This window comes from Pseudomonas sp. H1_G08, from assembly GCF_054681355.1.
Genome location: NZ_CP162822.1, coordinates 1 through 19,830 on the forward strand (window position 1 = coordinate 1; position 19,830 = coordinate 19,830).

20 protein-coding genes are annotated in these 19,830 nt (G+C 59.6%); 10 read left to right on the forward strand and 10 right to left on the reverse strand.

Features of this window, described 5'->3' with window-relative positions; translation table 11 throughout:
• The first annotated feature begins 199 nt into the window (after nucleotides 1-199).
• The 4 genes from AB4N85_RS00005 to AB4N85_RS00020 all read left to right on the forward strand — a co-directional run bounded on the left by AB4N85_RS00005 (nucleotide 200) and on the right by AB4N85_RS00020 (nucleotide 4,362).
• Nucleotides 200-1,231, forward strand: a complete 1,032-nt coding sequence (locus AB4N85_RS00005; RefSeq protein WP_016771583.1) for an amino acid ABC transporter substrate-binding protein — start codon at nucleotides 200-202, stop codon at nucleotides 1,229-1,231.
• Nucleotides 1,232-1,297: 66 nt separating this feature from the next.
• Complete coding sequence (locus tag AB4N85_RS00010; RefSeq protein WP_071174462.1) at nucleotides 1,298-2,479, forward strand: amino acid ABC transporter permease; 1,182 nt, start codon at nucleotides 1,298-1,300, stop codon at nucleotides 2,477-2,479.
• Nucleotides 2,480-2,489: 10 nt separating this feature from the next.
• Entirely contained in the window at nucleotides 2,490-3,584 is a 1,095-nt protein-coding gene (locus tag AB4N85_RS00015; protein WP_016771582.1) for an amino acid ABC transporter permease, read from the forward strand.
• A gap of 13 nt (nucleotides 3,585-3,597) precedes the next feature.
• A complete protein-coding gene (locus AB4N85_RS00020) occupies nucleotides 3,598-4,362 on the forward strand; it encodes an amino acid ABC transporter ATP-binding protein (protein WP_016771581.1) in 765 nt (254 codons plus the stop codon).
• A gap of 57 nt (nucleotides 4,363-4,419) precedes the next feature.
• Here AB4N85_RS00020 and AB4N85_RS00025 read toward each other — a convergent pair whose 3' ends face one another.
• Together AB4N85_RS00025 and AB4N85_RS00030 are read right to left on the reverse strand one after the other, a co-directional pair.
• Nucleotides 4,420-4,908, reverse strand: a complete 489-nt coding sequence (locus tag AB4N85_RS00025; RefSeq protein ID WP_150636205.1) for a type II toxin-antitoxin system MqsA family antitoxin — start codon at nucleotides 4,906-4,908, stop codon at nucleotides 4,420-4,422.
• Nucleotides 4,905-5,216, reverse strand: coding sequence for a type II toxin-antitoxin system MqsR family toxin (locus tag AB4N85_RS00030; protein ID WP_071174464.1), 312 nt, complete (start codon nucleotides 5,214-5,216; stop codon nucleotides 4,905-4,907). Before AB4N85_RS00030 ends, AB4N85_RS00025 begins: the two co-directional genes overlap by 4 nt.
• A gap of 166 nt (nucleotides 5,217-5,382) precedes the next feature.
• Here AB4N85_RS00030 and AB4N85_RS00035 point away from each other — a divergent pair, with 166 nt between their 5' ends.
• From AB4N85_RS00035 to AB4N85_RS00055, 5 genes are all read left to right on the forward strand, one after another.
• Nucleotides 5,383-6,042, forward strand: coding sequence for a FadR/GntR family transcriptional regulator (locus AB4N85_RS00035; protein ID WP_095180430.1), 660 nt, complete (start codon nucleotides 5,383-5,385; stop codon nucleotides 6,040-6,042).
• The gene (locus tag AB4N85_RS00040) at nucleotides 6,032-7,336 is read left to right on the forward strand and encodes a CynX/NimT family MFS transporter (RefSeq protein ID WP_252868836.1); all 1,305 of its coding nucleotides are present in this window, start codon (nucleotides 6,032-6,034) and stop codon (nucleotides 7,334-7,336) included. Before AB4N85_RS00035 ends, AB4N85_RS00040 begins: the two co-directional genes overlap by 11 nt.
• Before the next feature lie 190 nt (nucleotides 7,337-7,526).
• Nucleotides 7,527-7,997, forward strand: coding sequence for a nuclear transport factor 2 family protein (locus AB4N85_RS00045; RefSeq protein ID WP_252868837.1), 471 nt, complete (start codon nucleotides 7,527-7,529; stop codon nucleotides 7,995-7,997).
• Between the two features lie 40 nt (nucleotides 7,998-8,037).
• Nucleotides 8,038-8,340: a GIY-YIG nuclease family protein gene (locus AB4N85_RS00050; RefSeq protein ID WP_095180433.1), complete on the forward strand. Its 303-nt coding sequence runs from the start codon at nucleotides 8,038-8,040 to the stop codon at nucleotides 8,338-8,340.
• An 84-nt stretch (nucleotides 8,341-8,424) separates the two neighbouring features.
• Nucleotides 8,425-9,360 carry a glutathione S-transferase family protein gene (locus AB4N85_RS00055; RefSeq protein ID WP_252868838.1) on the forward strand — a complete coding sequence of 312 codons (936 nt, stop codon included), beginning with the start codon at nucleotides 8,425-8,427 and terminating at the stop codon, nucleotides 9,358-9,360.
• A gap of 116 nt (nucleotides 9,361-9,476) precedes the next feature.
• On the opposite strand, the gene AB4N85_RS00060 is transcribed toward AB4N85_RS00055, so the two are convergent.
• Together AB4N85_RS00060 and yejK are read right to left on the reverse strand one after the other, a co-directional pair.
• Nucleotides 9,477-9,827, reverse strand: coding sequence for a glutaredoxin family protein (locus tag AB4N85_RS00060; RefSeq protein ID WP_056783081.1), 351 nt, complete (start codon nucleotides 9,825-9,827; stop codon nucleotides 9,477-9,479).
• The gene (yejK, locus tag AB4N85_RS00065) at nucleotides 9,827-10,831 is read right to left on the reverse strand and encodes a nucleoid-associated protein YejK (protein WP_039759184.1); all 1,005 of its coding nucleotides are present in this window, start codon (nucleotides 10,829-10,831) and stop codon (nucleotides 9,827-9,829) included. Before yejK ends, AB4N85_RS00060 begins: the two co-directional genes overlap by 1 nt.
• A 396-nt stretch (nucleotides 10,832-11,227) precedes the next feature.
• Between yejK and AB4N85_RS00070 the strand changes: the two genes are divergently transcribed.
• On the forward strand, nucleotides 11,228-11,509 hold the full coding sequence (locus AB4N85_RS00070) for an HU family DNA-binding protein (RefSeq protein ID WP_003221909.1): 282 nt from the start codon (nucleotides 11,228-11,230) through the stop codon (nucleotides 11,507-11,509).
• Nucleotides 11,510-11,703: 194 nt separating this feature from the next.
• Here AB4N85_RS00070 and rlmF read toward each other — a convergent pair whose 3' ends face one another.
• The 6 genes from rlmF to AB4N85_RS00100 form a co-directional block, all read right to left on the reverse strand.
• On the reverse strand, nucleotides 11,704-12,723 hold the full coding sequence (gene rlmF, locus AB4N85_RS00075) for a 23S rRNA (adenine(1618)-N(6))-methyltransferase RlmF (protein WP_016771571.1): 1,020 nt from the start codon (nucleotides 12,721-12,723) through the stop codon (nucleotides 11,704-11,706).
• 233 nt (nucleotides 12,724-12,956) lie between these two features.
• Entirely contained in the window at nucleotides 12,957-15,803 is a 2,847-nt protein-coding gene (locus AB4N85_RS00080; protein ID WP_041479508.1) for a valine--tRNA ligase, read from the reverse strand.
• Between the two features lie 119 nt (nucleotides 15,804-15,922).
• On the reverse strand, nucleotides 15,923-16,918 hold the full coding sequence (locus AB4N85_RS00085) for an IS110 family RNA-guided transposase (protein WP_252868495.1): 996 nt from the start codon (nucleotides 16,916-16,918) through the stop codon (nucleotides 15,923-15,925).
• Between the two features lie 361 nt (nucleotides 16,919-17,279).
• Nucleotides 17,280-17,666: a DNA polymerase III subunit chi gene (locus tag AB4N85_RS00090; protein ID WP_071174472.1), complete on the reverse strand. Its 387-nt coding sequence runs from the start codon at nucleotides 17,664-17,666 to the stop codon at nucleotides 17,280-17,282.
• A gap of 8 nt (nucleotides 17,667-17,674) precedes the next feature.
• Nucleotides 17,675-18,103 carry a DNA polymerase III subunit chi gene (locus tag AB4N85_RS00095; protein WP_056783088.1) on the reverse strand — a complete coding sequence of 143 codons (429 nt, stop codon included), beginning with the start codon at nucleotides 18,101-18,103 and terminating at the stop codon, nucleotides 17,675-17,677.
• Between the two features lie 60 nt (nucleotides 18,104-18,163).
• Complete coding sequence (locus AB4N85_RS00100) at nucleotides 18,164-19,654, reverse strand: leucyl aminopeptidase (RefSeq protein ID WP_150636214.1); 1,491 nt, start codon at nucleotides 19,652-19,654, stop codon at nucleotides 18,164-18,166.
• Nucleotides 19,655-19,830 lie beyond the last annotated feature (176 nt).

Genomic DNA, 19,830 nt, shown 5'->3' on the forward strand with positions numbered 1-19,830 from the left:
CGAACGTGAAAGGGCTACAGCCCGTTCGGCCGATTGGTGAGAAGTGAGTGATCCATGATGTGGATTTTCTCCTACTAGACTCATAGCGAAGGTCTTACGTCGGTTGACCCCAAAAAAAGCCAACACGGGTCAACAACGCCTCAAAAGGGTGCGACTGGACTCAAGCTCCGACACAACAAGAGCAAAACTGGAGGTTTGAATGAAGATGTTGAAATCCACTCTGGCGGTCGTGACTGCTGCAGCAGTACTCGGCGTCAGCGGGTTCGCTCAGGCGGGTGCAACCCTGGATGCGGTACAGAAAAAAGGTTTCGTGCAGTGTGGCGTGAGCGACGGTCTGCCGGGCTTCTCGGTACCGGATGCGACCGGCAAGATTCTCGGCATCGACGCCGACGTCTGCCGCGCTGTGGCCGCAGCCGTTTTCGGCGACGCCAACAAGGTCAAGTTCAGCCAGTTGAACGCCAAGGAGCGCTTCACCGCGCTGCAGTCCGGCGAGATCGACATCCTGTCGCGCAACACCACCATGACCAGCTCCCGTGACGCGGGCATGGGCCTGAAATTCCCGGGCTTCATCACCTACTACGACGGCATCGGCTTCCTGGTAAACAACAAGCTGGGCGTGAAAAGTGCCAAAGAGCTCGACGGCGCGACCATCTGCATCCAGGCCGGTACCACCACCGAACTGAACGTTTCCGACTACTTCCGTGGCAACGGTCTGAAATACACCCCGATCACCTTCGACACCTCCGATGAAAGCGCCAAGTCGCTGGAATCCGGTCGTTGCGACGTGCTGACCTCCGACAAGTCCCAGCTGTTCGCCCAGCGCAGCAAGCTGGCCTCGCCGAAGGACTACGTGGTTCTGCCGGAAACCATTTCCAAAGAACCATTGGGCCCGGTCGTACGTAACGGCGACGACGAGTGGCTGGCCATCGTGCGTTGGGTCGGCTACGCGCTGCTCAATGCCGAAGAAGCCGGCATCACTTCGAAGAACGTCGAAGCTGAAGCCAAGTCCACCAAGAACCCGGACGTGGCCCGTATGCTCGGTGCTGACGGCGAATACGGCAAAGACCTGAAGCTGCCGAAAGACTGGGTTGTGCAGATCGTCAAGCAGGTCGGCAACTACGGCGAAATCTTCGAGAAAAACCTCGGCAAGAGCACTCCGCTGGAAATCGACCGTGGCCTGAACGCCCTGTGGAACAACGGCGGCATTCAGTACGCACCACCAGTGCGCTAATGGTTCTATCGCCCGGCGGGCCAACCGCCGGGTGATGTTCTTGTTCCATTTCTTCCGGGGCACTTCATGCAAAATTCAATCGGCGCACCAAAGCAGAGGCTCAGCCTCAGCGATCCACGAGTGCGTGCGTGGCTATTCCAGATCATCACCGTTGTGGCGGTGGTCTCGCTTGGCTGGTACCTGTTCGACAACACGCAAACCAACCTTCAGCACCGGGGTATCACTTCCGGTTTCAGCTTTCTGGAGCGTAGTGCCGGGTTCGGCATCGCTCAAACCCTGATCGACTACACCGAAGCGGACAGTTATGCGCGGGTGTTTGTCATCGGCCTGCTCAACACCCTGTTGGTGACATTTATCGGCGTGATCCTGGCGACGATTCTCGGTTTCATCGTCGGTGTAGCGCGGCTGTCGCAGAACTGGATCATTGCCAAACTGGCGACGGTGTATGTGGAAGTATTCCGCAACATTCCGCCGCTGCTGCAGATCCTGTTCTGGTACTTCGCGGTGTTCCTGACCATGCCGGGGCCGCGCAACAGCCACAACTTCGGCGACACCTTTTTCGTCAGCAGCCGTGGCCTGAACATGCCGGCCGCACTCGCCGCTGACGGCTTCTGGGCATTCGTGATCAGCATCGTGCTGGCGATCGTCGGCATCGTGCTGATGTGCCGCTGGGCCAACAAGCGTTTCGAAGAAACCGGCGTACCGTTCCACAAGTTCTGGACCGGCCTGGCAATTGCGCTGGTGATCCCGACCTTGTGCGCGCTGATCTTCGGCGCTCCGTTGCACTGGGAAATGCCCGAGCTCAAGGGCTTCAACTTTGTCGGTGGCTGGGTGTTGATCCCGGAACTGCTGGCGTTGACCCTGGCGCTCACCGTGTATACCGCAGCGTTTATCGCCGAAATCGTGCGTTCAGGGATCAAGTCGGTCAGCCACGGCCAGACCGAAGCAGCGCGTTCCCTCGGCCTGCGCAACGGCCCGACCCTGCGCAAGGTGATCATCCCGCAAGCCCTGCGCGTGATCATTCCGCCGCTGACCAGCCAATACCTCAACCTGGCGAAAAACTCCTCGCTGGCCGCCGGCATCGGTTACCCGGAAATGGTTTCGCTGTTCGCCGGCACCGTGCTCAACCAGACCGGGCAGGCCATCGAAGTGATTGCCATCACCATGAGCGTGTACCTGGCGATCAGTATCAGCATTTCCCTGCTGATGAACTGGTACAACAAGCGCATTGCGCTGATCGAGCGGTAAGGAAAAGCGCATGAGTACTCATACTTTCAAACCCGACATGCCTCCACCGAACAGCAGCATCGGCGTGGTGGCGTGGATGCGCGCGAACATGTTCTCCAGCTGGCTCAACACCCTGCTGACGCTGTTTGCGTTCTACCTGATCTACCTGGTCGTGCCACCGATCCTCAGTTGGGCGATTGTCGATGCCAACTGGGTCGGCACCACGCGCGCCGACTGCACCAAGGAAGGCGCGTGCTGGGTGTTCATTCAGCAGCGGTTCGGCCAGTTCATGTACGGCTACTACCCGACCGAACTGCGCTGGCGCGTCGACCTGACCGTGTGGCTGGCGGTCATTGGCGCGGCACCGCTGTTCATCTCGCGCGTGCCGCGTAAAGCGGTGTACGGCCTGAGCTTCCTGGTGCTGTACCCGATCATTGCCTTCACTTTGCTGCATGGCGGTTTCGGAATGACCACCGTGCCGACCAGCCAGTGGGGCGGCCTGATGCTGACCCTGGTGATCGCCACGGTCGGCATCGCCGGAGCATTGCCGCTGGGCATCGTGCTGGCGCTGGGACGGCGTTCGAACATGCCGGCGATTCGTGTGGTCTGCGTGACCTTCATCGAGTTCTGGCGCGGCGTGCCGTTGATCACGGTGCTGTTCATGTCCTCGGTAATGCTGCCGCTGTTCCTGCCTGAAGGCATGAACTTCGACAAGCTGTTGCGGGCGCTGATCGGCGTGATCCTGTTCCAGTCGGCCTACGTCGCCGAAGTGGTGCGCGGTGGTCTGCAGGCGATTCCCAAAGGGCAGTACGAAGCGGCTGCAGCGATGGGCCTCGGTTACTGGCGTTCGATGGGCCTGGTGATTCTGCCGCAAGCCCTGAAGCTGGTGATCCCGGGCATCGTCAACACGTTCATTGCGCTGTTCAAGGACACCAGCCTGGTGATCATCATCGGCCTGTTCGACCTGCTCAACAGCGTCAAGCAAGCCGCCGCCGACCCGAAATGGCTGGGCATGGCCACCGAAGGCTACGTGTTCGCCGCCCTGGTGTTCTGGATTTTCTGTTTTGGTATGTCGCGCTATTCCATGCATCTGGAACGCAAGCTCGACACTGGCCACAAGCGTTAGGAGTTCTCTGTAAATGAGCGAAGCAATCAAAAAGCCTGTGGGTCCGGAAGGCATCATCCAGATGCAGGGCGTGAACAAGTGGTACGGCCAGTTTCACGTACTCAAGGACATCAACCTCAACGTCAAACAGGGCGAACGCATCGTCCTGTGTGGTCCGTCGGGCTCCGGTAAATCCACGACGATCCGTTGCCTCAATCGTCTGGAAGAACACCAGCAGGGGCGCATCGTCGTCGATGGCGTGGAACTGACCAACGACCTCAAGCAGATCGAAGCGATCCGCCGCGAAGTCGGCATGGTGTTCCAGCACTTCAACCTGTTCCCGCACCTGACCATCCTGCAGAACTGCACGCTGGCGCCGATGTGGGTGCGCAAGATGCCCAAGCGCAAGGCCGAGGAAATCGCCATGCATTACCTGGAGCGCGTACGCATTCCGGAGCAGGCGCACAAATATCCGGGGCAGCTTTCCGGCGGTCAGCAACAGCGTGTGGCGATCGCCCGCGCCTTGTGCATGAAGCCGAAAATCATGCTGTTCGACGAGCCGACTTCAGCGCTTGACCCGGAGATGGTGAAAGAGGTTCTGGACACCATGATCGGTCTGGCCGAAGACGGCATGACCATGCTCTGCGTGACCCACGAAATGGGCTTCGCCCGCACCGTGGCCAACCGCGTGATCTTCATGGACAAGGGCGAAATCGTTGAGCAGGCCGCGCCGAACGACTTCTTCGACAATCCGCAGAATGATCGGACCAAGTTGTTCTTGAGTCAGATTTTGCATTGATGCCCGTCAGGCACTGAAACAAACCCGGACTCAGTTCCGGGTTTGTTTTATCTGGGCTCATCTGGCCAGAACAGGTTCCCGCTCCGGGTAACGAGTTTCCAGAAGTTGTTTGAGACCGTCGTCTGCGTGAAGTGCCTGAATTTCCTCTAGCAGATCGGGATGACGATCCAGAAGCCGCATCAATGTGAACAACGGCTGCGGCGGAGCCAGTTCGCCGCGTTCATATCGTGAAAACGCATTATGCCCACCTCCTGACAGCCACTTCACCGCACTTCTTTGAGTGAGATGGAGCTTTCGGCGAATACGCTTCATTTCGGTACCGATCAGCCGAAGTACGTCTTCGAGTAATTGATCGCCGGCATCTACGTAGCGCTCGGCACTGTCGGTACCACTGTCAAAAATGATTTCGCCACAGACCCTGCACTCCCAGCCGGCGAGAAGGTGTACGGGCCGCGAAAACTGTTTGTAATTGACGTCGAGACTGCGATCTTGAAAGTGGTGCATTGCGTGTTCGGTGCCGCAACTCAGGCATTGCCTCTTGCTCATGTGTTTTTCTCCTTGAAGGAGATCACTGGAGAACCACCGCTCGTGCAGTAGGTCACTTTGATGTAGATCTCCCGATTTCGAAACGATACGTGATAGACGTCGTGCCAGTTACGATGGTTGGAATAAGAGGTCATGGATTTGTAGAGCATCCGCCGCTCAAGCGTTGCCACAACCTGCATCATCACTTTCCAGGACATGCCCATGTCCCGGCCTGTCTCAAGTGCATAACGTGTAAAGGCTTCTTTGCCTCGTCTAATTACTTCGGCCTTCACGACTGCCAAGTCGTAATGGGGTGTGTTCTTTTCCATAAGAAGCCAAAACCCTGTCCCTGAAATTACCCTTAAAGGGTAATTTTGACCAATCGAAAATGCCGCTCCATGTGTCTCCGATTGACCCTAGGTGGTTGCCGTCCTACATGGGTCTGACTAACATGTCGGAAAATTCATCCTATGATTGGATGAAAAGGCGAGGCACATGTCAGATATTTCCCCTTTGATCAAGCGATCCCTGGTCGATCAGGCTTTGGATCAACTGCGTCAGCGCATCAACAGCGGTGCGTGGCAGGTCGGCGAGCGTCTGCCGACCGAACCTGAGCTGTGCGCCGAGCTGGGCATCAGCCGCAACACGGTGCGTGAGGCGATGCGTGTTCTGGCGTTCTCGGGATTGATCGAAATTCGCCAGGGTGACGGCAGTTATCTTCGGGCGGTGGTCGACCCGCTCGACACACTTAAAGCGCTATCCCGCTGTTCGCTGGAGCAGGCTCGGGAGACCCGACACATCCTTGAAGTCGAGGCCATCGGCCTGGCGGCGTTGCGTCGTACCGATGATGATCTGGCGGCGCTGCGTGAAGCGCTCGGCACCAGCGGCAGCCACTACCACGGCGATCTCGACACCTATATCGCCTGCGATCTGGTGTTCCATCGCCGACTGGTCGACGCCGCGCACAACCCGACCCTCAGCGAGTTGTATCGCTACTTTTCCAGCATCGTCGGCGCGCAATTGCGCCAGACCCTGAATATCTCCCCGCGCCGTCAGGAAGTGTTCGATCTGCACATCGACTTGCTCGATGCGGTCGAGCAACGCGACCCGGAACGGGCCAAAGCCTTGTCGAGGCAGTTGATCAATGAACCTTGAAACCGAGAAATCCATGTCCCGCAATGAGTTATCCACAGCGTCGAAACGCTCGCCCGAACTGAAGGAATTGCTGATCGATGCCGAGGCTGATGACGAGCAGGTCCAGCAAAGCCACCCATTGGTAAAACGCCCGTGGCTGTTGCTGCTTGGGTTGATTCTGGTGGCGCTGAACCTGCGCCCGGCGTTGTCGAGCATGGCGCCGTTGCTCAGCGAGGTCTCCAGCAGTCTCGGACTGTCTGCGGCGCAGGCGGGATTGCTGACCACGTTGCCGGTGCTGTGCCTGGGCCTGTTTGCGCCGCTGGCGCCGATTCTGGCGCGGCGTTTCGGTGCTGAGCGGGTGGTGTTGGGGATTCTGCTGACGCTGGCCGGCGGGATTATCCTGCGCAGTAATTTCGGCGAGATCGGCCTGTTTGCCGGCAGCGTGCTTGGGGGCGCCAGCATCGGCATCGTCGGCGTGCTGCTGCCGGGCATCGTCAAGCGCGACTTCGCCAAACACGCCGGGACCATGACCGGCGTCTACACCATGGCGCTGTGCCTGGGCGCAGCGATGGCGGCGGGTTCGACCGTGCCGCTGAGTGAACACTTCGGCAACAGCTGGGCGATGGGCCTGGGGTTCTGGGTGATTCCGGCATTGGTGGCCGCGGTATTCTGGCTGCCACAAGTCGGCTCCAAACATGGCGCACACAACGTCGCCTATCGCGTGCGCGGGTTGCTGCGTGATCCGCTGGCCTGGCAGGTGACCTTGTACATGGGCCTGCAATCGTCGCTGGCCTACATCGTATTTGGCTGGTTGCCGTCAATCCTCATCGGGCGCGGGCTGACACCGACTCAGGCCGGATTGGTGCTGTCCGGTTCGGTGATCATTCAACTGGCCAGTTCGCTGGCCGCGCCGTGGCTGGCGACCCGGGGCAAGGATCAGCGCCTGGCGATTGTCGTGGTCATGGCGCTGACCCTGGCCGGCCTGTTCGGCTGCCTGTACGCACCGATCGAAGGTCTGTGGGGCTGGGCGATTCTGCTCGGACTGGGGCAGGGCGGCACTTTCAGTCTCGCCCTGACCCTGATCGTGCTGCGCTCGCGTGATTCCCATGTCGCGGCGAACCTGTCGAGCATGTCCCAGGGTTTTGGCTACACGCTGGCGTCCATGGGGCCGTTTGCCGTGGGCGTGGTGCATGACTGGACCGGCGGCTGGAATGCTCTGGGCTGGATTTTCGGCATTATCGGCGCCGGTGCAATCCTCGCCGGGCTGGGTGCCGGGCGGGCGCTGTATGTGCAGGTGCAAAGCGAAAAGATCTGAATGCACTGGGTGCAAATGTGGGAGCGAGCCTGCTCGCGAAAGCGGTGTTTCGGTCAACATGGATGTTGAATGTTGAATTGCCTTCGCGAGCAGGGTCGCTCCCACAAAGGTTTTGCGTATTGCCGATAGTGTTTCTGCGCGCGGCAGATTATGGTGCTGGCAATCTGTACCTATTTCTTTGGAGATTGCCTTGAGCGAAGCCCATAGCGCCCTGATCACCCGCTTCTACCAAGCCTTTCAGCGCCTTGACGCAGAAGCCATGGCGGCCTGCTACACCGATGATGTGGTCTTCAGCGATCCGGCCTTCGGCGAGTTGCGCGGGCGCGATGCCGGCGACATGTGGCGCATGCTGACTACCCGCGCCAAGGATTTTTCCCTGACTTTTGACAATGTCCGCGCCGACGAGCGCACCGGCGGCGCACATTGGGTGGCGACCTACCTGTTCAGTCAGACCGGCAACGTCGTGGTCAACGACATCCAGGCGCGCTTCGTCTTCCGGGACGGCAAGATCTGTGAGCACCACGACCACTTCGATCTGTGGCGCTGGTCGCGGCAGGCGCTCGGTTTCAAAGGCCTGCTGCTGGGCTGGACGCCGCTGGTGCGCAACGCCGTACGTGCCCAGGCGCGCAAGGGACTGAAGGCATTTCAGGCCGTGCGCTGATAAGATCGCCGCCTGTTTTCCTACACGTTCAGATCCCGAAGTGACCAGCCTTAGCGAAAAATCCGTCGATGCTGCCGAACCAGTGAGTAAATCCTGGTTCGTCTACCTCGTGCGTGCCGCCAATGGCTCGTTGTATTGCGGAATCAGCGACGACCCCGTACGCCGTTTCGCCAAGCACCAGAGCGGCAAGGGCGCGCGGTTCTTTCTTTCCAGCCCCGCGATGGCCCTGGTCTACACGGAACTGTGCCGCGACAAAAGCGATGCTTTGCGCCAGGAACGGCTGATCAAGAAACTCAAGAAGAGCGCCAAGGAATGCCTGGTCGCGTCTTATCAATCTGACTGATTGGTTCCCATCAGGCAGATCGGTAGGCCTGTCAGGCAATGCGCGCTAAGCTGCGGATTCACTTTTCCAGCGGCGGAGCCGAGCATGTCCGAGTTGATTCTGCACCATTACCCGACCTCTCCATTTGCCGAGAAGGCGCGCCTGCTGCTGGGCTTCAAAGGCCTGTCCTGGCGTTCGGTGCATATTTCCCCGGTGATGCCCAAGCCTGATCTGACGGCATTGACCGGTGGCTACCGCAAGACCCCAGTGTTGCAGATCGGTGCTGACATCTATTGCGACACCGCACTGATCGCTCGACGCCTGGAGAAGGAAAAAGCCCTGCCGGCGTTCTTTCCCGAAGGCCAGGAAATGACCAGCGCCAGTTTCGCGGCGTGGGCCGATTCGGTGGTGTTCCAGCACGCGGTGAGCCTGGTGTTCCAGCCAGAATCGGTAGCCGTGCGTTTTGGCAAATTGCCGCCGGAAGCGATCAAGGCCTTCCTGGCCGACCGCGCCGGGTTGTTCAGCGGTGGCAGCGCCACGCGTCTGTCCGCCGAGCAGGCCAAACATCAGTGGCCGACGATCATGGCGCGTCTGGAGCAGCAGTTGCAGCGCGAGCAGGGCGACTTCCTCTTCGGCGAGCCATCGATTGCCGACTTCGCCCTGGCGCATCCGATGTGGTTCCTCAAGGCGACCCACGTCACGGCGCCGCTGGTGGATGAATATCCGGCGGTTGCGGCGTGGCTGGGTCGGGTGCTGGGGTTCGGCCATGGCGCAGCGAGCGAGATGTCCTCTGCCGAGGCATTGGAGGTCGCGCGTAACGCGACGCCAGCGGCATTGCCGGATGAGCGGTTCGTCGATCCGAACGGCTTCAAGACGGGACAGCAAGTGGCAATTGCCGCTGTCGATTACGGCGTTGATCCGGTGGCAGGCGAGTTGCTGTTTGCTGGCAGTGAAGAGCTGATCATTCGCCGTGAAGACGAACGTGGCGGCGTGGTGCATGTGCACTTTCCGCGTTTTGGTTTCCGTATCGAAGCGCGCTGATTTATCAAGCAGCTGCAAAACCTGTGGGAGCGAGCCTGCTCGCGAAGACGATGGATCATTCAACATGGTTGTTGGCTGATGCAGCGCTTTCGCGAGCAGGCTCGCTCCCACATTGGTTATTTCAGGGCTGCAAGGATTTCGTCCGGATCGAACCCGCGAATCAAGGTGCCGTTCACATCGATCAGCGGAATCCCGCGTCCACCCAGTGCCTCATACGCCTTGCGCGCATCGGCATCCTTCTCGATGTCGAACTCCTTGAACGGTATGCCCTTGCTGTCGAGAAAGCGTTTGGTCTGTTTGCAGTAGCCGCACCAGTCGGTGGCATAGAGCACGACATTGGCTTGCGCCCGGGTCTGCGGCGAGACCATTTGCGCGGGATTGAATACCCGCTCGATCTTGCCCCAGTTCTGATAGACCACGACCACCAGCAGCACCAGGGCGACCTTTTTCAGCACATTGCCGAGCATCAGTTACGCCGCTTCAACTGATCGGTCAGCGAAGTCGGCAGGCCTTTGATGATCAGGGTGCCGTTCTCTTCGTCGTACTCGATCTTCGAGCCCAGCAGGTGCGCTTCGAAGCTGATCGACAAACCTTCGGCGCGGCCGGTGAAACGACGGAATTGATTGAGGGTGCGCTTGTCTGCCGGAATCTCTGGCGACAGGCCATAGTCCTTGTTGCGGATGTGATCGTAGAAGGCTTTCGGGCGTTCTTCGTCGATCAGCTCCGACAGCTCCTCAAGACCCATCGGTTCGCCGAGCTTGGCCTGGCTGCTGGCATAGTCAACCAGGGTCTTGGTTTTCTCGCGGGCCGAGTCTTCCGGCAGGTCTTCGCTCTCGACAAAGTCACTGAAGGCCTTGAGCAGCGTGCGCGTCTCGCCGGGGCCGTCGACGCCTTCCTGGCAACCGATGAAGTCGCGGAAATACTCCGAGACCTTCTTGCCATTCTTGCCCTTGATGAACGAGATGTACTGCTTGGACTGCTTGTTGTTCTGCCACTCGGAAACGTTGATCCGCGCGGCCAGATGCAACTGGCCAAGGTCGAGATGGCGCGAGGGCGTCACGTCGAGCTCGTCGGTCACCGCCACGCCTTCGCTGTGGTGCAGCAGGGCGATCGCCAGGTAGTCAGTCATGCCTTGCTGATAGTGGGCGAACAGCACGTGGCCACCCACCGACAGGTTGGATTCTTCCATCAGTTTCTGCAGATGCTCGACCGCCACTTTACTGAACGCGGTGAAGTCACGGCCGCCTTCCATATACTCCTTCAGCCAACCGCTGAAGGGGAATGCGCCGGATTCCGGATGGAACAGGCCCCAGGCTTTGCCCTGTTTGGCGTTGTAGCTTTCGTTGAGGTCGGCGAGCATGTTTTCGATGGCTGCGGACTCGGCCAGTTCAGAGTCACGGGCGTGCAGAACTGCGGGCGTGCCGTCGGGTTTTTTGTCGATCAGGTGGACGATGCAATGACGGATCGGCATGGGCTTCTCGGCTGTTGGAAGGGAGGAGGGCAGGCTCCCCCGAAAAAGCGCTCAGTGTACCGCAACCACTGGTTTTGGCGCGGGTTGCAGGGCAAAACCGGGGCGCGCGCCCGGCCTTAAGCGGTTTTTTACCGATTTAGCGCAATAAAGCTGACCAAATGGGTAGCTAGAGGCGGATATTTCCTTGTCGCTGTGCTAGTTTTGCCCGGTCTTACGCGAAGTCACTGCGTTAAGCGTGCATTCAGCATTTGTCAGGTCGAACCAAACCCTGATTTCGGCATCTATAACCCGACTCGTCGTGGTTAATCGCCGAGGGTGCCAGATCCAGAAGATCGGGCTCGATGGCTGACACTGCACTCTGCAATCCATATGAATTTGATAGGGAAGGAACACTACATGGCTCTTACTAAAGACCAACTGATCGCCGACATCGCTGAAGCTATCGACGCGCCGAAAACCACCGCGCGTAACGCTCTGGACCAACTGGGCCAAATCGTTGCCGATCAGCTGGAAAACGGCGGCGAAATCACCTTGCCAGGTATCGGCAAGCTGAAAGTGACCGAGCGTCCTGCCCGCACCGGCCGTAACCCTTCGACTGGCGCTGCCATCGAAATCCCTGCAAAGAAAGTGATCAAGCTGGTTGTGGCCAAAGGCCTGACCGACGCTGTGAACAAGTAAGACGCAGCGATAAAAAAACCGTGCTTCGGAGTGATCCGGGGCACGGTTTTTTTGTGTCTGTGATTTAGCGACTGAATCGCAGTGCCAATGTGGGAGCGAGCCTGCTCGCGAAAGCGGTAGGTCAGTCGATATTGAAGCTGACTGACACGCCGCCTTCGCGAGCAGGCTCGCTCCCACAGGGGATCTGCTGTGTGTTAGCGAACCCAGCGCTCGCGTCGCCAGATCTGCTGCTCGGACTTGGTCTGGAAGGTCCAGGCAACAAAGCGGCTCTGCTTCTGGCCCTGCGACATCTCCACGACCTGGCTCTCCAGCACGCCAGCCTTCTTCAGTGCGGTCTCGATGGCCGGCAGGTTCGAGGCCTTCGATACCAGGGTGCTGAACCACAACACTTTGTGCTGGAAGTTCGCACTTTCGGCAATCAACTGCGTCACGAAGCGCGCTTCACCGCCTTCACACCACAGCTCCGCCGATTGCCCGCCGAAGTTCAGCACCGGCAGCTTGCGTTTCGGGTCGGCCTTGCCCAAGGCGCGCCACTTGCGCTCGCTGCCCTTGGTCGCTTCTTCCATCGAAGCGTGGAACGGCGGGTTGCACATGGTCAGGTCGAAACGCTCGCCCGGCTCCAGCAAGCCAATGAGGATGTGCTTGCGGTTTTCCTGCTGGCGCAGCTGGATCACTTTGCTCAGATCATTGGACTGCACGATGGCTCGCGCCGCCGCCACGGCTGTCGGGTCGATCTCCGAGCCGAGGAAGTGCCAGCGATATTCGCTGTTGCCGATCAGCGGATACACGCAGTTGGCGCCCATGCCGATATCCAGCACATTGACGATCGCGCCGCGCGGGACCTTGCCGTCGTTCATGCTCGCCAGCAGGTCAGCGAGAAAGTGCACATAGTCGGCACGCCCCGGAACCGGAGGGCAAAGATAGTCCGCCGGAATGTCCCAATGCTGGATGCCGTAGAACGCCTTGAGCAGCGCCCGATTGAACACACGTACCGCGTCGGGGCTGGCGAAGTCGATGCTTTCCTTGCCGTACGGGTTGGTGATCACGTACTTGGCCAGTTCCGGCGTGGTCTTGATCAGTGCCGGAAAGTCGTAACGACCCTGATGGCGATTGCGCGGATGCAGGCTGGCCTTCTCGCGCGGCTCGACGGCTTTGCTAGGGGACGCGGCGTCAGGCTTCTTGCGCGCAGGTTTGGGTGTGCGGGGGGCGGTCATGGGCGTGGTCGATTCGGGTATGGCTGAAAGTGGCGGGCATTGTCCCACATCTGAAGGCAACACCGTTCAAACTGTGGGAGCGAGCCTGCTCGCGAAGGCGGTTTCACATCCGGCAGATTTGTCGGCTGACACAGCGCTTTCGCGAGCAGGCTCGCTCCCACAGGGGACTCAAGGTTTTTCAGGAATAAAAAAGGGAGGCCACTTGGGCCTCCCTTTTTCAGTGCGGTTTGCCGTTACAGGCTGGCAATCCGCGCATGCTGCTCGGCCAGCTTGCCCAGGGCTTGTTCGGCCTCGGCCAGTTTGGCGCGTTCCTTCTCGATGACTTCGGCCGGGGCCTTGTCGACGAATCCTGCGTTGGAAAGCTTGCCGCCAACCCGCTGGACTTCGCCCTGCAGACGCAGGATTTCCTTGTCCAGACGCGCCAGTTCGGCGCCCTTGTCGATCAGACCGGCCATCGGCACCAGCACTTCCATCTCGCCCACCAGTGCGGTGGCGGACAACGGTGCTTCTTCGCCAGCGGCGAGTACGGTGATCGATTCCAGGCGCGCCAGCTTCTTCAGCAGCGCTTCGTTCTCGGTCAGGCGGCGCTGGTCGTCAGCGCTGACGTTCTTCAGGAAGATCGGCAGTGGCTTGCCCGGGCCGATGTTCATCTCGCCACGAATGTTGCGCGTGCCGAGCATCAGTTCCTTGAGCCATTCGATGTCGTTTTCCGCCGCCGGATCGATGCGCTCTTCGTTGGCCACCGGCCAAGGCTGCAGCATGATCGTCTTGCCCTGGATGCCGGCCAGCGGCGCGATGCGCTGCCAGATTTCTTCAGTGATGAAGGGCATGAACGGATGCGCCAGACGCAGCGCCACTTCCAGCACGCGTACCAGCGTCCGGCGAGTGCCGCGCTGACGTTCGACCGGCGCGTTCTCGTCCCACAGCACAGGCTTGGACAGCTCCAGATACCAGTCGCAGTATTGGTTCCAGATGAACTCGTACAGCGCTTGCGCGGCGAGGTCGAAACGGAACTGATCCAGTTGGCGGGTCACTTCGGCTTCGGTGCGTTGCAGCTGCGAGATGATCCAGCGATCGGCCAGCGACAGCTCGTAGGCTTCGCCGTTCTGGCCGCAATCTTCGCCCTTGTCCAGAACGTAACGCGCGGCGTTCCAGATCTTGTTGCAGAAGTTGCGATAGCCTTCGACGCGACCCATGTCGAACTTGATGTCGCGTCCGGTCGAGGCCAGCGAGCAGAAGGTGAAGCGCAGGGCGTCGGTGCCGTAGCTTTCGATGCCATTGGCGAATTCTTCGCGGGTGGCTTTCTCGATCTTCTTCGCCAGTTTCGGTTGCATCAGGCCCGAGGTGCGCTTCTGCACCAGGGTTTCCAAATCGATGCCGTCGATGATGTCCAGCGGGTCAAGGACGTTGCCCTTGGACTTGGACATCTTCTGGCCCTGGCCGTCGCGTACCAGACCGTGTACGTAAACGGTCTTGAACGGAACCTGCGGCGTGCCGTCTTCGTTCTTCATCAGGTGCATGGTCATCATGATCATCCGGGCAACCCAGAAGAAAATGATGTCGAAACCGGTGACCAGCACGTCGGTGGAGTGGAATTTCTTCAGGAACTCGGTCTGCTCAGGCCAGCCCAGGGTCGAGAAGGTCCACAGGCCGGAACTGAACCAGGTGTCGAGTACGTCGTTGTCCTGTTGCAGCGCAACGTCCGGGCCGAGGTTGTGCTTGGCACGCACTTCGGCTTCGTCGCGACCGACGTAGACCTTGCCCGACTCGTCGTACCAGGCCGGAATCCGGTGGCCCCACCAAAGCTGACGGCTGATGCACCAGTCCTGGATGTCGCGCATCCACGAGAAGTACATGTTTTCGTACTGCTTGGGCACGAACTGGATGCGACCGTCTTCAACGGCAGCAATCGCCGGCTCGGCCAGCGGCTTGGTCGATACGTACCACTGGTCGGTCAGCCACGGCTCGATGACCGTGCCGGAGCGATCGCCTTTCGGCGTTTTCAGATTGTGATCGTTGACACTCACCAGCAGGCCGGCGGCGTCGAACGCGGCAACGATTTGCTTGCGCGCTTCGAAACGTTCCAGGCCAGCGAACTCGGCCGGAATCTTGCCGTCGATGCTCTCGTTCAGCGTGCCGTCGAGGTTGAACACCTGAGCGGCAGGCAGCACGTTGGCGTTCTTGTCGAAGATGTTCAGCAGCGGCAGGTTGTGGCGCTTGCCGACTTCGTAGTCGTTGAAATCGTGGGCCGGGGTGATTTTCACGCAGCCGGTGCCGAATTCAGGGTCGCAATAATCGTCGGCGATGATCGGGATGCGCCGGCCAACCAGTGGCAGCTCGACGAATTTGCCGATCAGCGCTTTGTAGCGTTCGTCGTTCGGGTTAACCGCGACGGCGGAGTCACCGAGCATGGTTTCCGGACGGGTGGTGGCGACGATCAGGAAGTCATCGCCCTCGGCGGTTTTTACACCGTCGGCCAATGGGTATTTCAGGTTCCACAGGAAACCTTTCTCTTCGTGGTTTTCCACTTCGAGGTCGGAAATCGCCGTGTGCAGTTTGGTGTCCCAGTTGACCAGACGCTTGCCGCGATAGATCAGGCCGTCTTCATGCAGACGCACGAAGGCTTCCTTGACCGCTTCCGAGAGGCCGTCGTCCATGGTAAAGCGCTCGCGGCTCCAGTCGACGGACGAGCCGAGGCGACGGATCTGCCGGCTGATGTTGCCGCCGGACTGATCTTTCCATTCCCAGACTTTTTCGAGGAATTTTTCCCGGCCCAGATCGTGACGATTCTGGCCCTGGGCTTCGAGTTGGCGCTCCACCAGCATCTGCGTGGCGATACCGGCATGGTCGGTGCCCGGCTGCCACAGGGTGTCGCGACCCTGCATGCGGCGGAAACGGATCAACGCGTCCATGATCGCGTTGTTGAAGCCGTGACCCATGTGCAGGCTGCCGGTGACGTTCGGCGGCGGGATCATGATGGTGTAGGACTCGCCCGCGCCTTGCGGGGCGAAGTAGTTCTCGGACTCCCAGGTCTTGTACCAGGAAGTTTCAATGGCGTGCGGCTGGTAGGTCTTATCCATGCGCGGCGGGACCCTATTGGCATTTATTCAGGAAAAGCCGGGAAGTATAGCGGGGCATGGTGCCGAGGGCGAGCGGGGGAGGTCGGGCGGAGATCTAAATGTAGATACTCTGTTCACGGTCAAGCTTTTTGGGTGTGTTTATCGCTAAAAAGCTTGGCTGTACTGAAGTCTTCGCCTGCCCGCATGCAGGCCCATAGTCCGGTCAGGTATTTGCGCATGACTGCGACAATAGCCTGCATCTTCCTCTTTCCTCGAGCCACCAAGGCTTCGTAAAACGCTTTAACGTTCGGGTCGCAACGTATGGCAGTCAGCGCAGGCATGTACATCGCTGATCGCAAATAGGCATTGCCGCCCTTACTTATCCGGCCGGGTTTATCAATGCTGGTGCCTGATTGCGTGAGTCGGACATCGAGTCCGGCATGGCGGCTGACCTGCGCTGACTTGAGCGTTACCGGTAAGGTCGTCAGTTCAGCCAGCGCCGCAAATACTGAGATCTCACCCATGCCAGGGGCGGCGATCATGTGGGCGAACTGGGCGCTCAACGTTGGGCAGTTGTCGATCAATGCACGACCCGCTAGTCGGAAACGCTCGATTCGTTTGTCAAAGGCTTTGATGGCTTCTTCTTCGTCCTCAATCAGCATCAGAAGAGTTGTTTGAGTGGCTTTTAGTGCATGCAGCTCGTTTTTGGCGCGGGTGCGATGACCCGTCAAACGATTGATGTGGCGACCGATAGCGCGCAGCTCAAGCTGTATTGAAGTGGGCGGCGTCCACAACCTTGGGCTCATGCGTTCGCCGTACTCAGCTAATAACTGGGCATCGATTGCGTCCGTTTTGCTGTTTTTCAGCATCAGCTTTGCAAAGTTGTGAAAACTCTTCGGATTGATAACCGAGACTGGCAAACCCGCCGCAGCTAGCTCCATGGCCAAGTCCAGATAGTAGATTCCTGTGGCTTCCATCACCACAGACATAGGCTTGAGCTCAAGCAATTTGCCGACAGCAGCTTTGCGCCCCGCCGGTGTCTGGTCGATATTGCACTGACCTGCAAAGCGGCCGCCATTGCGCCAGCCCATCGCTGTAGTGCGAGATCCCACATCCAAGCCGACGTGCATGTTCATGCTTTCAACTCCAAGAGAACTGAGTTAAAAATGCTTCCTGGTTCCCCTGACCTCGAACTTCATGCCACTGCAACCTTGTAATGCGAAGTCCGACTCGTCGGCTTCTCGATACTCTTCGTGGTGGGCAATGAGGCGGGGGGACCTCTCTACATGCAAGGTCAGGAGCAAGTCCTGCCTTAAGGAGCGATCGGTCTCCCCCAGAAACACATCTTCGTATGTCGCACCAGCGAGCTTAGATCTCATTCATGCTGGTGTGTGGGGAACATACAAGGAGCTGCCGAAGGCTGCGATCTTTTGATCTTGTTTTTTGTGAAAGCAAAGTCAAAAGATCGCAGCCTTCGGCAGCTCCTACACCAGCGGCTTATTCGTACTGGCTGAGCAGCCGCTCCATCCGCGCATCCAGGCGACGTTTGATTTCGGTTTCGATGTGCGGAGCGAAGTCGTCGATCACGTCTTGCATGATCAATTGCGCGGCGGCGCGCAGTTCGCTGTCCAGGTGCAGCAAGGCGTCCGGGCCTTTATCGACCGGTGCGGCAGCCGGGGCAGCCGGCGGCGCTGGTGGCGGCTCGACGGCCGCCGGCTGATTGCCGACGGAGTCGAACAGCATCGGAATCTGTTCCTGTTCGCTGTCATCGACCGTATCGGTCAACAGCGGCGGTTGCAGGTTGTCATCGCCGAGCAACTGGCGGATCGATTCGAGATCGTCCAGCAGGTGTGCGGATTTCTGTTGCGGTTTCGGAGTGTCCATTGGAATGCTCAGAGTCGCTGTAAACGGTGGTCTTGCAGAGAATAGCCCTGTTCGCGGTAGAAACGGAAACTCTCCCGCGCCGCTGCGCGGATGGTCGGATCTTCCACCACCACTTCCGCCACGCGGGCGAATTTGCTGGCGAAGGCCGGGACTTTCAGATCGAGATTGACCAGCAGATCCTGGTGCTCACCGCAGTCTGCCCCGTGTCCCAGCACGATCAAACCGTCGGGCTCACTGTCGGCAGGGCCGTGAGGCACGAAACTTTCGCCCTTGAATGCCCACAGACGCGCATCGAGATCGTCACGTTGGGCCGCATCGCTGCAATGCAGGTAGATGCGATGGCCCATGCGCCAGGCTTTCTCGGTGAGCTTGCAGGCGAAATCCAGACGCGCTGAAGGATCGGCGCTGGGCAGGATATAGAAGTCGACTTTGGTCATTGCGGTTCCAGAGCGGCAAGCGGCGTCACCCGAAAGTGGCGCCGCCGCCCATCAGCGGTGTCAGGCTTTGGCGCGATCGAGCAGGTACTGGGTCAGCAGCGGAACCGGACGGCCAGTGGCGCCCTTGTCCTTGCCGCCGCTGGTCCATGCCGTGCCGGCGATGTCCAGGTGCGCCCAGTTGAGGTTCTTGGTGAAGCGCGACAGGAAGCAGGCGGCAGTGATGGTGCCGGCCTTCGGCCCGCCAATGTTGGCGATGTCGGCGAACGGGCTGTCCAGCTGCTCTTGATACTCGTCGAACAGCGGCAGTTGCCAGGCGCGGTCGTCGGCAGCCTTGCCGGCGCTGAGCAGTTGGTCGATCAGTTCGTCGTTGTTGCCCAGCAGGCCGGACGTGTGTGCGCCCAGGGCCACCACGCAAGCACCGGTCAGGGTGGCGATGTCGATCACCGCTTGTGGCTTGAAGCGCTCGGCGTAGGTCAGCGCATCGCACAGCACCAGACGGCCTTCGGCGTCGGTGTTGAGGATTTCCACGGTCTGGCCGCTCATGGTGGTGACGATGTCGCCCGGACGGGTCGCATTGCCGCTCGGCATGTTTTCGGCGCAGGCGAGGATGCACACCAGATTGATCGGCAGTTTCAGCTCAAGCACGGCGCGCAATGTGCCGAACACGGAGGCAGCGCCGCCCATGTCGTACTTCATCTCGTCCATGCCGGCGCCCGGCTTCAGGCTGATGCCGCCGGTGTCGAAGGTGATGCCCTTGCCGACCAGCGCGTATGGCTTCTCGGATTTCTTGCCACCGTTGTATTGCATGACGATCAGGCGCGGCGGCTGGGCGCTGCCCTGGCCCACGGCGTAGAACGAGCCCATGCCGAGGGATTTGATCTTCTTCTCGTCGAGGACTTCGACTTTCAGATCCTTGAACTCTTTGCCCAGATTCTTGGCCTGTTCGCCCATGAACGTCGGGTGGCAGATGTTCGGCGGCAGGTTGCCCAGATCGCGGGTGAAGGCCATGCCGTTGGCGATGGCGGTGGCGTGGTTCACGGCGCGCTGCACTTCGGCTTGCGCAGCCTTGATGGTCAGCAGGGTGATTTTCTTCAGCGCGCGCGGTTCGGCTTTCTGGCTCTTGAACTGGTCGAAGGTGTAGCCGCCGTCGACCAGGGTTTCCGCCAGCAGGCGGGTCTTGCCGTAGCTGTCGCGACCTTTGACGATGACTTCATCCAGCGCCAGCACGGCATCACCGCCGCCCAGGCCTTTGAGGGTGTTGAGGATGCCGGCAACGATTTTGCGGAACGGACGGTCGCCCAGTTCCTCGTCCTTGCCCACGCCGACCAGCAACACGCGCTCGGCTTTGAGATTCGGCAGGCTGTGCAGCAGCAAGCTTTGACCGACCTTGCCGGCCAGGTCGCCACGCTTGAGCACGGCGCTGATGGCACCACCGCTCGACTCGTCGACCAGTCTGGCGGCGACACCGAGTTTGCGGCCTTCGCCGACGGCAACCACTAGGGTGGCGGTTTTCAACGTTTCTGGGCTAACGCTTTTTACAACCAGTTCCATGTCCGGATCCCTGAATGAATGGTCAACACGCAGGCGTTCGACGCTGTCCGCAGTCGCCTGCTTATAGATAGAAGAGGCGCAGGCCAAAGCCTGCGACAAGGGCCGCAGTTTGAACCTCGCTCCCCGCGCCTGACAACCCTCAGCAAAGGATTACAGCGATGGATGAGTGTGCGCAG